The sequence below is a fragment of the Pseudomonas sp. FG98 genome (assembly GCF_057808595.1).
Genome location: NZ_JBMDIJ010000066.1, coordinates 1 through 13,490, shown reverse-complemented (window position 1 = coordinate 13,490; position 13,490 = coordinate 1). Strand labels below are relative to the sequence as shown.

12 protein-coding genes, 1 tRNA gene and 1 pseudogene are annotated in these 13,490 nt (G+C 64.2%); 7 read left to right on the top strand and 7 right to left on the bottom strand.

The annotated features are described in order from the left end of the window. The first annotated feature begins 192 nt into the window (after window positions 1-192). On the top strand, window positions 193-1,083 hold the full coding sequence (locus ACODSK_RS25585) for a sensor histidine kinase (RefSeq protein ID WP_489019907.1): 891 nt from the start codon (window positions 193-195) through the stop codon (window positions 1,081-1,083). Then, on the top strand, window positions 1,080-1,733 hold the full coding sequence (locus ACODSK_RS25580; protein WP_489019883.1) for a response regulator: 654 nt from the start codon (window positions 1,080-1,082) through the stop codon (window positions 1,731-1,733). Before ACODSK_RS25585 ends, ACODSK_RS25580 begins: the two co-directional genes overlap by 4 nt. Here ACODSK_RS25580 and yegS read toward each other — a convergent pair. Continuing rightward, window positions 1,717-2,616: a lipid kinase YegS gene (yegS, locus tag ACODSK_RS25575; protein ID WP_489019882.1), complete on the bottom strand. Its 900-nt coding sequence runs from the start codon at window positions 2,614-2,616 to the stop codon at window positions 1,717-1,719. The two genes, ACODSK_RS25580 and yegS, sit on opposite strands and share 17 nt — an antisense overlap. 199 nt (window positions 2,617-2,815) lie before the next feature. Between yegS and ACODSK_RS25570 the strand changes: the two genes are divergently transcribed. Next, complete coding sequence (locus ACODSK_RS25570; protein WP_489019881.1) at window positions 2,816-4,045, top strand: glycosyltransferase family 4 protein; 1,230 nt, start codon at window positions 2,816-2,818, stop codon at window positions 4,043-4,045. Window positions 4,046-4,404: 359 nt separating this feature from the next. Here the strand turns inward: ACODSK_RS25570 and ACODSK_RS25565 are convergent, their stop codons facing one another. Next, complete coding sequence (locus ACODSK_RS25565; RefSeq protein ID WP_489019905.1) at window positions 4,405-5,592, bottom strand: molybdopterin molybdotransferase MoeA; 1,188 nt, start codon at window positions 5,590-5,592, stop codon at window positions 4,405-4,407. 22 nt (window positions 5,593-5,614) lie between these two features. Beyond that, on the bottom strand, window positions 5,615-6,154 hold the full coding sequence (gene moaB / locus ACODSK_RS25560) for a molybdenum cofactor biosynthesis protein B (RefSeq protein ID WP_489019880.1): 540 nt from the start codon (window positions 6,152-6,154) through the stop codon (window positions 5,615-5,617). Between the two features lie 194 nt (window positions 6,155-6,348). Between moaB and ACODSK_RS25555 the strand changes: the two genes are divergently transcribed. The 3 genes from ACODSK_RS25555 (at window position 6,349) to ACODSK_RS25545 (ending at window position 7,214) form a co-directional block, all read left to right on the top strand. Next, a complete protein-coding gene (locus ACODSK_RS25555; protein ID WP_489019879.1) occupies window positions 6,349-6,570 on the top strand; it encodes a YgdI/YgdR family lipoprotein in 222 nt (73 codons plus the stop codon). A gap of 78 nt (window positions 6,571-6,648) precedes the next feature. After that, window positions 6,649-6,725, top strand: a tRNA-Pro gene (locus ACODSK_RS25550). A 126-nt stretch (window positions 6,726-6,851) separates the two neighbouring features. Then, a complete protein-coding gene (locus tag ACODSK_RS25545) occupies window positions 6,852-7,214 on the top strand; it encodes a glycine zipper domain-containing protein (RefSeq protein ID WP_489019878.1) in 363 nt (120 codons plus the stop codon). A 131-nt stretch (window positions 7,215-7,345) separates the two neighbouring features. Here the strand turns inward: ACODSK_RS25545 and mqo are convergent, their stop codons facing one another. The 4 genes and pseudogenes from mqo to ACODSK_RS25525 all read right to left on the bottom strand — a co-directional run bounded on the left by mqo (window position 7,346) and on the right by ACODSK_RS25525 (window position 12,954). Continuing rightward, entirely contained in the window at window positions 7,346-8,944 is a 1,599-nt protein-coding gene (gene mqo / locus ACODSK_RS25540; RefSeq protein ID WP_489019877.1) for a malate dehydrogenase (quinone), read from the bottom strand. A gap of 393 nt (window positions 8,945-9,337) precedes the next feature. Continuing rightward, entirely contained in the window at window positions 9,338-10,042 is a 705-nt protein-coding gene (locus ACODSK_RS25535) for a methyl-accepting chemotaxis protein (RefSeq protein ID WP_489019903.1), read from the bottom strand. A gap of 228 nt (window positions 10,043-10,270) precedes the next feature. Next, a pseudogene (locus tag ACODSK_RS25530) lies at window positions 10,271-10,381 on the bottom strand (hypothetical protein); the annotation flags it as partial. 809 nt (window positions 10,382-11,190) lie between these two features. Then, window positions 11,191-12,954 (bottom strand): ABC transporter ATP-binding protein/permease, encoded by a 1,764-nt coding sequence (locus ACODSK_RS25525; RefSeq protein WP_489019876.1) that lies wholly within the window; start codon window positions 12,952-12,954, stop codon window positions 11,191-11,193. Between the two features lie 244 nt (window positions 12,955-13,198). Here ACODSK_RS25525 and ACODSK_RS25520 point away from each other — a divergent pair, with 244 nt between their 5' ends. Next, a complete protein-coding gene (locus ACODSK_RS25520) occupies window positions 13,199-13,369 on the top strand; it encodes a PA1571 family protein (protein WP_489019875.1) in 171 nt (56 codons plus the stop codon). Window positions 13,370-13,490 lie beyond the last annotated feature (121 nt).

Sequence of the window (13,490 nt, the reverse complement as noted above, 5' to 3'; positions counted from 1 at the left end):
GATAACATGCGCCGCCCGAGCCAGTAGCCTCCTGTTGGCCATGCTGAAACATGGCGCTTTCAGCGCACTGAAAAAGTGCCTGGCTGCCCTGTCGCGACATGATGATAAAAGTTGTTGAAGGCCTTCCTTAAAAGCCTTTCAATCAACCCCGGACTGGCTTTGAAAAGTGATCTTTCAGTGGCTTCATTTCCCGTGTACTCAAGCCTCAAGACTTTCACCCGCTGCCCGCGAGGCGTGGCCCTCGTGCATCGGGCAGCGGTGCTGCTGTGCCTGGCGTCGCTGACGGCCGGGCTGGTCTGCTATCTGAACGGCGCACCACTGCCGGTCGTGGTGGTGCTGTTGCAGGCCCTCAGTCTTGGCGGGGTGCTGTGGATAACCCACAGGCGCAAGCAGTCCATCCTGATGTCGCCGCAGGAGCTGGCCGACCGCCTGCTCAAGGTCCAGGAGGCCGAGCGCCAGCGCCTGAGCCGCGAACTGCATGACGATATCGGCCAACTGCTGACCGCCGCCAAGCTCCAGGCCGAATGGCTGCAACGCCGTATTCCGCAGGCACTGCAGGAGCAGTGCAGCACCCTGCGCAGCACCCTCGATGACACCCTGTCGAATGTCCGCAACCTCGCCACCAGCCTCGCCCCACGCCAGCTCAACAGCCTCGGCCTGGAAGCCAGCCTGCGCGCACACCTGCTGCGCACCCTGGAAAACACCGACCTGCGCTGGAGCCTGGAATGCAAGAGCCGCCTGGAAGGCATCCCGGAAGACATGGCCATGGCCGCCTTCCGTATCACCCAGGAGGCAGTGACCAACGTGCTGCGCCACGCACAGGCCAATAACCTGATCGTGCGTTTCCAGCGTCAACCCGAGGGCCTGGCGCTGTCGATCAGCGACGACGGCCAGGGTTTCCTGCCCTCCCCCAACCCAGGCGGGGAAGGCCAATGCGGCATGGCCGGCATGGCCGAGCGCGCACACCTGCTCAACGGCAGCCTCACCGTCCACAGCGACCCGGGCAAAGGCACGCGGATCGATGCGCTCTTCCCCTGGCCACCCCGCACGCGCGAGCGCGCCAACTCAAGTAAGACTTCATGACCTTTAAACTGCTGCTGGTTGACGACCACTCCCTGATCCGCGCCGGCGTGCGCGCCCTGGTTTCCGACATCCCCGGCTACACCGTGGTGGGCGAAGCCTGCGACGGCAGCCAGCTGGTGGAACTGGTGCGCCAGCTCGATCCGGATATCGTCCTCCTCGATCTGTCGATGCGCGCCATGGGCGGGCTGGATGCCCTCAGCCAATTGCAGGCGGAAGGCATGCGCTGCAAGGTGCTGATCCTGTCGATGCACACCGATCCGCACCTGATCATGCAAGCCCTCGAAAGCGGTGCCCACGGCTACCTGCTCAAGGACACCACGGCCACCGAGCTGGAGCAGGCCCTCGCCGCCCTGAGCAACGACGAGCGCTACCTGAGCCCGGCCATCGCCCACACGGTGATCAACCAGGCCCTGCTGCGCGGGCAGAAGCCGGAAGCCGTGGAAAACCACAACCTCACCGCCCGCCAGCTGGAAATCCTGCGCCTGATCGTGCGCGGCAAATCCACCCGGGAAATCGCCAACGGCCTCGGCCTGAGCGTCAAGACCGTGGAAACCCATCGCTCGCAGATCATGAAACGCCTGCAGATCTACGACGTGGCCGGCCTGGTGCTGTTCGCCGTGCGCGAGCAGATCATCAGCCTCGACGACTGACCAGCGGCGAGTCCGCCGGCAGGTGCACGTTCAGCGCTCCGGGCAGGGCACGGAAACGCAGGCTGTCGCCCTGCAAGGGTTCGCCATCGAGATTGATGTCCAGGCCCTGCGAGCCCTTGACCTCCACCCACGGCAGACGGGCGCGGATGAACATGCTGTCCAGGCCCAGTCCGCCACTGAGCAGGTCGCGCAGGGTGCCGACCACTTCCTGTGGCGCTGGCAGGATGCTGATATCCAGCAGACCGTCGTCGATCATCGCGTCCGGGCACAGCACATGCCCACCACCAGCCTGCCGGCCGTTGCCGATGCCCAGCGCCAGCAGCTCGCCTTCCCAGCGAAAATCGGGCCCTTCCAGGCTGACCGAAGCCGCGCTCAGCTCGGTAAAGCGGGATAGCCCGGTAAACAGATAGGCAGCGGCGCCAAGGACCTTCTTCAAGTCCTCCGAAGTCTGCGCGGTAACCTGGCTGCCAAAGCCGCCCGTGCCCATGTTGAGAAACACCTCGCCATCCACCTCCCCCAGGTCGATCGGCCGCGCCTCGCTTTCCAGCAACGCCAACGCCGCCGCCGGTTCCAGCGGTATGCCTGCAGCACGGGCGAAGTCGTTGGCGGTCCCGAGGGGCAGCAGGGCCAGGCTGGCGTCGCCCTGTTCCTGGACCATGGCGTGAGTGACTTCGCGCAAGGTGCCATCACCGCCACCGGCAATCAGCTGTGGATAACCTGCCGCCAACGCTTCCTGCACCAGACGCTGGGCATCACCGCCCTCCCAGGTCAGGCGCACATCGAGCTGCCAGCCACGTTCGCGCATGTCCTGTACCGCGGCACGCACCTCCTCGTTCATCGCCTGCTTGCCATGCAGGATCAGCAGCGCTTTGCGTTCGCTCATGGATATTCCCCTCCCCAGCGGATTCTCGATTGCCTATCTCGACCATCGCAGCCTGGGAAAAGTTGTACGGTCTTACGAACGGCGTGGAAAAATCCCGCAGGCGCGACCATGCTTCGACAAATAATTGGCCAAATCTCAAGGAAAATTCCGAAAGGCCATTTTATTGACATCCTTCAGCAACGCAGCGCGAGGAAGTGTCATGCGCGTACTCTGGACACTGCCCTACCTCCCCTGGCCCACCACCAGTGGCAGCAAATCCCGTCAGTTCAATCTCCTGCGCGGCATGGCCCAGCGCGGTCACCGGATCACCCTGCTGAGCCAATCCAAGGTGCCCCTCGGCGATGCCGCGCGCGAGGCACTGACGCCACTGGTCGAACGCTTGATCGTATTGCCGCGGCGCGCCCTGCACAGCCCGCTGAACGGACTGGCAGCGGTCTCCGCCGGCTACCCGATGCGCGCCTGCATCAATGGCCTGGCACCCCATCTGCGCCACCAGTTCGAAAAGCTGCTGGAAGAGCAGTGGGATGTGATCCAGATCGAACACAGCTACAGCTTCCAGCCCTTCGAGCGAGCCCTGCAGGCCAGCGGGCTGCCATTCATCGTCAGCGAACACCAGGTGGAATGGTGCAAGGGCGCCGCCTGCCAGGACCGTCTGCCGCTGTGGCTGCGGCCCTTCAACAGCTTCGACGGCTGGCGCTATCGGCGCTGGGAAACCCGGGTGCTGAAACAGGCCAGCGAGGTGGTCGTGGTCAGCCCCTGCGATGCCGAGCAAATCAGCCGCCTGACCGGCAAACCCAGCCAGGTGGTGGTCAACGGCGTCGACTGCGCGCACTACCAGCACATCGATTTCGCCCCGCACAGCCAGCGCCTGCTGTTCGTCGGCAACTTCGAGCACTGCGCCAACCGCCAGGCCATCGAATGGGCGCTGGAAGACATCATGCCGCAGGTCTGGCAGGCCAACCCGGCGGTGCGCCTGGCCATCGTCGGGCATGCCCTGCCGGAGCAATGGCGCTTGCACTGGAACGACCCGCGGATCGAGTGGGTGGGGTATCTCCCGGACCTGCGTGAGTTGCAACGGCTATCGGCGGTGTTTTTCGCGCCGCTGCGCCAGGCGGGCGGATGCAAGGTCAAGCTGCTGGAAGCGATGGCCGCAGGACTGCCGGTAGTGACCACACGGGAAGGCGTATCGGGACTTCAGGTGAAGCGCGGGGAGCATTATCTCGAGGGCGATGACAGCGATGACCTGGCGCTGACCCTGACCCGCCTGCTCAGTCACCCGCAACGGATGCGACAGTTGGCGGAAGCCGGCCGGGCCTTCGTGCGCGAGCGGCATGACTGGAGCGTGGCGGCGCAGCAACTGGAGGGGGTGCATCAGCGCCTGGTGAATCGGCCGGTCGAGGTGGGGAACGTGGTGATGCCGTTCTCGTGAACATCTTGTGGTGATCTCCATGGCCCCATCGCTGCATGGGTATCTACACATCTCAATTAGGCGCAACACGAACTTTGTGGGAGCGGCTGTTAGCCGCGATCGGCGGCGAAGCCGTCGTAAAACCTGAGTCCCAGACCTGCCTGACGCACCGAGGGCACAGGTTTCATGGCCGCTTTGCGGCCAATCGCGGCTAACAGCCGCTCCCACAGGTACTCGGCGGCCTGTGGCTTCATGGCTGATCTGAAGTTGTGTAGATACCTATGCCCATCGCTGGCAAGCCAGCTTCCCACAAGTCCCGCACACACCGAACCTTGTGGGGGCTTGCCAGCGATGAGGCCCATAGAGCCCATTGAAAACCTTCAGCCAAGCAACTCGCTCAAGGGAATGAACTGGACGATATCCCCCTGCATCGGCGTAGTGCCTTCCAGCACCTCCACCAACCCCTCGGCCCAGGCCGCGCTGCGCAGCACGCCGGAACTCTGGTTGCGGTAGATCAGCGCCCTGCCCTGCTCCATCCGCGCCCGCAGGTATTCGCGGCGATTGCCCGCCTTGGGCCAGTCGAACCCCGCCGGCACCGCGAACTGCAATGGCTTGACCTCCTGTACGCCCTGGCGGCGCAACAGATAAGGCCGGGTCAGCAGGCCGAAGGTCACCAGGGTCGAGGCCGGGTTGCCTGGCAGGCCGATCACCGGCACGCCGTTGTAGGCACCGACGGTCAGCGGCTTGCCCGGCTTGATCGCCAGCTTCCACAGGGCCAGCTCACCCGCCTCACGCAGGGCGATGCCGAGATAGTCCGCCTCGCCCACCGAAACCCCACCGGTGGACAGGATCAGGTCCACCACACCCAGCCCGCCCAGGCGCTGCCGGGTCAGCTCCAGGTTGTCCGGCAGGATGCCGCCATCCACCACCTCGCAGCCCAGGCGTTGCAGCCAGCTGCACAGCAGGCGGCGGTTGCTGTTGTAGATCTGCCCTGGCCCCAGCGGCAGGCCCGGTTCGACCAGTTCGTCGCCGGTCGACAGCACCGCCACCTTCACCCGCCGTACCACGCCGACAGCGGCATACCCCAGGGTTGCCGCCAGGCCCAGTTCGATCGGACCAAGGCGGGTGCCGGCCACCAGCACCAGTTCGCCGGCACGGGTTTCCTGGCCTTGCGGGCGGATGTTCTGCCCCGTGAGCAAGGCCTCGGTGAAGCGTACCCGCTGATCATCCAGGACTTCGGCGTTTTCCTGCATCTCGACGCAGTCGGCGCCTTCGGGTACCGGTGCGCCGGTGAAGATCCGCGCGCAGGTTCCCGGCTGCAGCGGCTCCGGCGCCTGACCGGCAAAAATGCGCTGGCTCACTGGCAGCGGTTCGCCGGTCCAGTCGGCGACACGCAAGGCATAGCCGTCCATGGCACTGTTCGGCCAGGGCGGCAGATCGAGGGTGGCATGCAGGTCGACGGCCAGCACCCGGCCCTCGGCATCGGCCAGACCGACCTCTTCGACCTCGGTGATCGGTGCCGCCTCGGCGAGCGCCAGCAGATGCTCCAGCGCCGCCTCCACCGGCATCAGCGGCTTGGCCGCCGGCGCCTCAGCCACGGCTTTCGCAGGGCGCGGCCTGCTTCAGGTGCGGGACGAAATTGCACGGACGATGGCGGTTGTCCAGTTGCTCGGCGAGGATGCCGTCCCAGCCGGTGCGCACGGCATTGGTCGAACCCGGCAGGCAGCACACCAGGGTGCCGTTGGCCAGGCCGGCCAGGGCGCGGGACTGGACGGTGGAAGTGCCGATATCGGCCAGGGAAATCTGCCGGAACAGTTCGCCGAAGCCATCGACCTGCTTGTCCAGCAGGCAGGCCACCGCTTCCGGCGTGCTGTCGCGGCCGGTGAAACCGGTGCCGCCGGTGATCAGCACCACCTGCACGCTGTCATCGGCAATCCAGGTGGCGACCTGGGCGCGGATCTTGTACAGGTCGTCCTTGAGCAGGACCCGTGCGGCAAGGAGGTGCCCGGCCTCGGTCAGGCGGTCGACGAAGACCTGGCCGGAGGTGTCGGTTTCGAAGGTGCGGGTATCGCTGACAGTCAGCACGGCGATGTTGAGCGGCACGAAGGGCGCGTCTGCCTTGGCTTTCATGGCATGAGGTCCGTTGAACGAGGGAATGGCCGGAGTTATATCACAGGGCAAGGCTACCCCGCGCGGGCAACCCGGCGACGCATTGAGCCCGATCAATGCGTCGAATAAACGCTACGCTCAACCTCGCAAGGAACTTGCTGTAACTGTTTGCGTCTTAACGAGTTATACGGCCTCACTTAATTGGAGATTTACCCATGATTCAACGGACCCTTCCCGCATTCCTCCTCGCTCTCGGTCTTGGCGCCCTGGCCGGCTGCTCCACGCCTACCGTGATCACCCTCAACGACGGGCGCGAAATCCAGGCGGTCGACACCCCGAAATACGATGACGACTCCGGTTTCTACGAATTCGAACAACTGGACGGCAAGCGCACCCGGGTCAACAAGGACCAGATCCGCACCGTCAAAGAGCTGTAAGCCTCTTCGGAAAAAGCCCCCGATCTGTCTGAATTGGGGGCTTGTCGAAGCAAGATTTTTGAGTAGAATTTTCTTCATCGGAGTGTAGCGCAGCCAGGTAGCGCGTCTCGTTCGGGACGAGAAGGCCGCAGGTTCGAATCCTGTCTCTCCGACCAAATCGCTCATCGTCAAAGCCCGCCCATCGCGGGCTTTGTCGCGTCTGTCCCCCAGTTCCTTTTCCTGGAGCCACACGGCTCCGTTTCGCGTGCCTGAAGGCACGTTTTTTCTTGAGGTCGTTCTACATGCGCAAGATTTTTGCCGCCGTCACCCTGGGCCTGCTGTTCGCACAAGCCGCCGTTGCCGGCGATGGCACCTCCGCTCTCGGCGGCGGCCTGGGTGGTGCCCTGGGTAACGTGGTCGGCCAACAGATCGGTGGCAAGACCGGTGCGGCCATCGGTGCCGGTGTCGGTGGTGCAGCGGGCAGCGCCGTGGCGGCGCAGAAAGGCAACAAGACCAAGGCAGCCGTAGGTGGTGGCCTGGGTGCGGCGGGCGGTTCGCTGTTGGGCGACAAGCTGGGTGGCAGCACTGGCGCTGCAATCGGGGCGGGGGTTGGCGGTGCCGCCGGTGGTGCGCTGGGCAATCACCTGGGCAAGAAGAAGCACTGATAGCGGGGTGAGTCTGTCAGCGTTGCGCTGACTGACCTGGCCTCATCGCCGGCAACGCCGGCTCCCACAGATTCATCGGTGCACGCGCACCTTGTGGGAGCTGGCGTTGCCAGCGATGAGGCCCTGAAGCCTTACTGAACGGCCACCGGCTCAGCCACGGCCTGCTCTTCCGGCAGTACCGGAACGAAGGTCAGGCCCAGGCGCTCGCTGGTCCACTGGCGAGTCTGGTTGGTCAGCTCAAGGTTGTTGTTCAGCTTCTGGCCGTAGGTCGGCACGATTTCCTTCAGCTTGGCCTGCCATTCAGGGCTCTTGATGCGGTCCTTGAAGGTCTTTTCCAGCACGCTGAGCATGATCGGCGCGGCAGTCGAAGCGCCTGGCGAAGCGCCCAGCAGCGCGGCGATGGAGCCATCGGCGGAAGCCACCACTTCGGTACCAAACTGCAGGATGCCGCCCAGTGCCGGATCTTTCTTGATGATCTGCACGCGCTGGCCAGCCTGCAGCAGTTTCCAGTCTTCGTTCTTCGCGTTCGGGAAGTACTCGCGCAGGGCATTCATGCGGTCGTCGAAGCTGAGCATCAGCTGGCCCATCAGGTAGGTGCTGAGGTCGATGTTATCGATACCGGCGTGGGTCATCGGGCCGATGTTGTGGGTGTTCAGCGCAGCGAACATGTCCAGCAGCGAACCGTTTTTCAGGAACTTGGTGGAGAAGGTCGCGAACGGACCGAACAGCAGCACTTCCTTGCCGTCGATGATGCGGGTGTCGAGGTGCGGTACCGACATCGGCGGCGCACCGACCGACGCCTTGCCGTACAGCTTGGCCTTGTGCCGGGAAACGATGGCCTGGTTGTCGGTCATCAGGAACTGGCCACCGACCGGGAAGCCGGCATAGCCTTCGGCTTCCGGAATGCCCGACTTCTGCAGCAGTTTCAGGGCGCCACCACCGGCACCGATGAACACGAACTTGGCCTTGACGCTGGTTTCCACGCCCTTGTTGCCAAGGTCGGCGACCACCACGGTCCAGGTGTTGTCGGCATTGCGCTTGATGTCACGGACTTCGTGGCGCAGGTTCAGGCTGACCTTGTCGCTCTTGGTCAGCGAGCCCACCAGTTGGCGAGTGATTTCGCCGAAGTTGACGTCAGTACCGATGTTCATGCGGGTCGCGGCGATCTTCTGGTCGGCGGCACGGCCTTCCATGACGATCGGTACCCACTTGGCGATCTGTGCGTGGTCCTCGGAGTACTCCATGCCACGGAACAGCGAGCTGTGCTGCAGGGCGGCGTGGCGCTTCTTGAGGAACTCGACGTTCTTGTCACCCCAGACGAAGCTCATGTGCGGCACGTTGTTGATGAACGAGCTCGGGTTATTGAGGACTTTCTGCTCGACCTGGTAGGACCAGAACTGCTTGGAGATCTCGAACTGCTCGTTGATGCCCACGGCCTTGCTGATATCCATGGTGCCGTCGGCGGCTTCGCTGGTGTAGTTCAGCTCGCAGAAGGCGGAATGGCCGGTACCGGCGTTGTTCCAAGCGTTGGAGCTTTCTTCGGCGACCTGGTCCATGCGCTCGTAGATATTGATCGACCAGTCAGGTTGCAGTTCGTGCAGGTAGGTGCCGAGGCTGGCACTCATGATGCCGCCGCCGATCAGCAGCACGTCGACGGTCTTTTCCGGTTCACTGGGCTTGGAGCAACCAATGACGCTCAGGCACAGGAGCGCCAAAAGGATTTTTTTCATAATTCAATCCAATTGAAGTGAAGGTATTGGCCTGACCGCCGCGCCCGGGTGCACGCCCTGCTTTTATGGTTCTGCTCACACGAGGTCCAGACATGCCACGGCCCGGAATGCGGGTGCCGGGGCCGGATGCTGGCGGGTGGCTGGGATAGCTTCGATGCGGGGTGCGGTCTTTTTGCCGTGGCTGCTTTGGCAGCCCATGGTCTTGCAAGGCGGGCCGTGACCCGCGCCGGCCTGCTTAAGCACGAAGCAGGCCAACTTTTCGGCGACCAATGGCTAATAGGCGAGGCGCATGGTCGCACCCCATATTCGACGGTTTTTTTGGCGGGATTCCGCCACCAATAGCGACCAATAGGTCACCAGGTGGCGGATTTCCCCCTGGGTTTGGCGGAAAAATCAGGCACTCAGGCGTGCGGTCACTTCACCCAACTGTCCGGACAGCTCATGCAAGCGATGCCCGGCACGCTCGGTGCGCTGTACGGCCTCCTGGTTGTCGGTGGCGATCCGGGTGATTTCCACCAGGTTGCGCGAGATATCCTCGGCGACGCTGGTCTGCTCTTCCGCCGCCGTGGCGATCTGCCGGTTCATATCGCGGATCGCCTCCACCGCCAGGGTGATGCGCTGAAGCATGGCGCCGGCACGCTGGACCTGCTCGGTGCCCTCCTCGCTGCGCGCCTGCCCGGCTTCGATCGCTTTCACCGCTTCCACCGCGCCGGACTGCACGGCGCTGATGATCTGGTTGATCTCGGCAATCGACGACGCCGTGCGCTGGGCCAGATTGCGCACTTCGTCGGCAACCACCGCGAAGCCGCGCCCGGCCTCGCCAGCACGCGCCGCCTCGATCGCCGCATTGAGGGCCAGCAGGTTGGTCTGCTCGGCGATCCCGCGGATGACTTCGAGCACCTTGCCGATGCGCCCGCTGTCCTGCTCCAGATGGCGGATCACCTCGGCGGTGCCGGTGATTTCCTGGTTGACCCGGGCGATGGTGTCGATGGTCGCCTGCATCACCTGCTCGCCGGCCTGGGCACCATGATCGGCGTCGTCCGCCGCCTTGGCCGCCTCGGCGGCGTGGCGGGCGACTTCCTGGGCGGTGGCGGACATCTGGTGCATCGCCGTGGCCACCTGGTCGGTGCGCTGGAACTGGTCGTCGGTGCCCCGGGCCATACCGCCGGCCAGCTTGCGCAGATCGCCACTGGCGTTTTCCAGTTCGCCGGCGTTGTCCTGCAGACGGCCGACGGTTTCCGAAAGGAAGTCGCGCAGGGTGTTGGCGGCCACGGCCAGGCGCCCCAGCTCATCCTGGCGATCGCTGGCGACACGGGCATCGAAACGGCCCTGGCTGAGATGGGCGACGTATTCGATCAGACGGCGGACCGGCGCGATCAGGCTGCGGTTGACCAGCCACAGGCTGAGTACGCCAATCGCCAGGGCCGAACCGAGCATCACCAGCAGGCCCAGCCACACGGTGCGCTGCGCCTGCTGGCTCAGCTCATCGGCCTGGCCAGCGGCGGCGGCGCGCAGTTGCGTGACCAAGGCACTCATCTGCTCGCTGGCAGCACGGTCCACGCCCTTGACCGCCAGATCCCCCGCCGCCGGGTCAGCACCTGCGGCGAGAAACGCCTCGCGCCCGCGGGCATAGGCCTGGCCCAACTGGCGATGACTGTCCTGCAACTGCCTCAGGCTGCCATGCAGCGCCGGATCGCCGGCGCTGTCCTGGACCAGACGACCGAGGATGTCCTGGACCAGTCGCTCCTGGCTCTGGAACTGCTGCCAGTACTTGTCCAGATCGGCCGGTTGCTTGCCGCGCAGCAGCACGTTCTTCCATTCCTGGACCTGGATCTTGAATTGCAGGTTGGCTTCATCGATCTGTTGCGAGGCATGCAGCGGGCCGCCGACCAGTTGGCTGTAGCCATCGACGCTGGCCGATAGCAGGCGGAAGCAGACCAGGGCGATCAACAACATCGCCAGCAGGCTGCCGGCGAGCAGGGCGAGGATTTGCATTCGCAGGGAGGTACGCAAGGACATCGGCAGAATCTCTGAGCAAGGGATAAGAGCGGCGGCTGAAAAGAGGCCAACCAAAGACATCCATGTCGTCGATTCGCAGGCAAAAAAAAGCTGCCATCAGGCGACGGCAGCCAACTGCATCGAGCATTTACGCAACAGCTGAAGTGGATACTCTCAGGGCATTGCTACAGAAATGTGACAATTTCACCCTTGCCTGTCACATAACTGTAAAAAGCCCGGTGCGTGCTCTACTCCGGGCCGAACTGCAAGGCGGCCAGACGTGCGTATAGCGGGTTTTCCGCAATCAGCTGGCGATGAGTACCAATGGCCACCACCCGCCCGTTCTCGATCACCGCAATGCGGTCGGCATGCTGCACGGTAGCCAGGCGATGGGCGATGACCAGGGTGGTGCGCCCCGCCATCAAGGTCGGCAGGGCCTGCTGTATCAGGTGCTCGCTCTGCGCATCAAGGGCGCTGGTGGCTTCGTCCAGCAGCAGGATCGGCGCGTCCACCAGCAACGCCCGGGCGATCGCCAGACGCTGGCGCTGGCCACCGGAAAGGCCGAGGCCGGCGTCGCCGAGATGGGTCTGGTAACCCTCGGGCAGTTGCAGGATGAACTCGTGGGCATGGGCACTGCGCGCGGCGGCCTCGACCTCGGCCAGGCTGGCATCGGCGCGGCCATAACGGATGTTGTCCTCCACCGTGCCGAAGAACAGCGCCGGGTTCTGCGCCACCAGGGCGAAGTGGCGACGCAGGTCCTGGGGATCGAGTTCGGTCAGGGGCTGGCCATCAAGGAGGATGCGGCCTTGCTGCGGATCGTAGAAACGCAGCAGCAGGTCGAACAGGGTCGACTTGCCCGCACCGGAGGGCCCCACCAGAGCCAGGGTCTGGCCAGGCTCCACATGCAGGTCCAGACCGTCGATGGCCGGGCGATTGGGCCGCGACGGATAGGCGAAGCGCACACCCTCCAGTTGCAGCTCGCCGCGCACCCGCTCGGGCAGTTTCACCCCGCCCGCCACCGGGGCAAGGATCTCGCTGCGCGCAGCCAGCAGCTCGGCGATGCGCTCGGCGGCCCCGGCGGCACGCTGCAGCTCGCCGATCACCTCGCTAAGGGTGCCGAAAGCGCTGCCGACGATCAGGCTGTAGAACACGAACGCCGCCAGGTCGCCGCCGGAAATGCGCCCGGCGATCACATCCATGCCGCCGACCCACAGCATCACCCCCACCGCCCCCAGCACCAGGACGATCACCAGGGTAATCAGCCAGGCACGCTGGGCAATGCGCTTGCGCGCCGTGGCAAAGGCCGCCTCCACGGTCTCGCCGAAACGCTGGCGGTCCCGCGCCTGATGGTTGTAGGCCTGCACCGTCTTGATCTGACCGAGGGTCTCGGCGACATAGCTGCCGACATCGGCAATGCGATCCTGGCTCTGCCGCGACAGGCTGCGCACGCGGCGACCGAACACCAGGATCGGCGCCAGCACCAGGGGCAAGGCGAGGACCACGATGCTGGTCAGCTTGGGGTTGGTGACAAACAGCAGCACGATGCCGCCCAGCACCATCAAGGCATTGCGCAGAAACAGCGACAGCGACGAGCCGATCACCGATTGCAGCAGCGTGGTATCGGCGGTCAGGCGCGACTGGATCTCCGAGCTGCGGTTGTTCTCGAAAAAGCCGGGATGCAGGCTGATCAGGTGATCGAACACCTGCTGGCGGATATCGGCCACCACTCGCTCGCCGATCCACGACACCAGGTAGAAACGGGTGAACGTCCCCACCGCCAGGGCCAGCACCAGGCCCATGAACAAGGCGATGGACTGCCCCAGCAGGTCAGGCGAACGGGTGACGAAGCCCTGGTCCACCAACAGGCGAATGCCCTGCCCCATGGACAAGGTGATGCCGGCGGTGACTATCAGGGCCAGCAAGGCAAACAGCGATTGCTGGCGATAAGGGCGGACAAAGCGCCAGGCCAGGCGCAGGGCCTGACGCTGACGGGAAGAAAGCGGATTGAGCATGGAGGCTGCCGTCTGTCGGATCAGTCACGCAGACTACACCCGCCACCGGCGAAAGGTCATGCACGACCGGTATTACCGCAAAGCGCCGCAGGCATTAGAGCGGATCGATCTAAAGTAGCGCTGGTTCTCGGCTGAACTTTCTGTTGGACTGTCCGTTCGCATGATGAGACAGCCAAGGGAGTTGTCATAGCCTGGTCATCACGCGCGATTAATCTAGGCTAGCCACCTGATGAGGAGACAGGAAATGAGCTTGCAGCATAGCAGCCCCCCGCAACAGCGCCCGACCCAGCCTGTGCCGGTATGCGGTTCGATCATCGACGCACAAGGTCGCGAGATCCCGATCACCGAGCAAATGATCCAGCAGGCCTGTCGCGAGCTGGAAAACAGCCGGGCCAACCCGGTGAAGAAGGGCTAAGACCCTGACCTATTCGAAACCCGGCCCTGGTGCCGGTTTTTTTATTTTGTGCTGGTCTTTAGGGCCTCATCGCTGCATAGGTATCTACACAACTTCAGATCAGCCATGAAGCCACAGGCCG

Coding starts and splice junctions, on each gene's coding strand:
- mqo (WP_489019877.1), bottom strand. CDS start 8,944: ATGAAAAAAATCCTTTTGGCGCTCCTGTGCCTGAGCGTCATTGGTTGC.
- ACODSK_RS25580 (WP_489019883.1), top strand. CDS start 1,080: ATGACCTTTAAACTGCTGCTGGTTGACGACCACTCCCTGATCCGCGCC.
- ACODSK_RS25555 (WP_489019879.1), top strand. CDS start 6,349: ATGATTCAACGGACCCTTCCCGCATTCCTCCTCGCTCTCGGTCTTGGC.
- ACODSK_RS25535 (WP_489019903.1), bottom strand. CDS start 10,042: ATGTCCGCCACCGCCCAGGAAGTCGCCCGCCACGCCGCCGAGGCGGCC.
- ACODSK_RS25565 (WP_489019905.1), bottom strand. CDS start 5,592: ATGCCGGTGGAGGCGGCGCTGGAGCATCTGCTGGCGCTCGCCGAGGCG.
- ACODSK_RS25545 (WP_489019878.1), top strand. CDS start 6,852: ATGCGCAAGATTTTTGCCGCCGTCACCCTGGGCCTGCTGTTCGCACAA.
- moaB (WP_489019880.1), bottom strand. CDS start 6,154: ATGAAAGCCAAGGCAGACGCGCCCTTCGTGCCGCTCAACATCGCCGTG.
- ACODSK_RS25525 (WP_489019876.1), bottom strand. CDS start 12,954: ATGCTCAATCCGCTTTCTTCCCGTCAGCGTCAGGCCCTGCGCCTGGCC.
- ACODSK_RS25520 (WP_489019875.1), top strand. CDS start 13,199: ATGAGCTTGCAGCATAGCAGCCCCCCGCAACAGCGCCCGACCCAGCCT.
- ACODSK_RS25570 (WP_489019881.1), top strand. CDS start 2,816: ATGCGCGTACTCTGGACACTGCCCTACCTCCCCTGGCCCACCACCAGT.
- yegS (WP_489019882.1), bottom strand. CDS start 2,616: ATGAGCGAACGCAAAGCGCTGCTGATCCTGCATGGCAAGCAGGCGATG.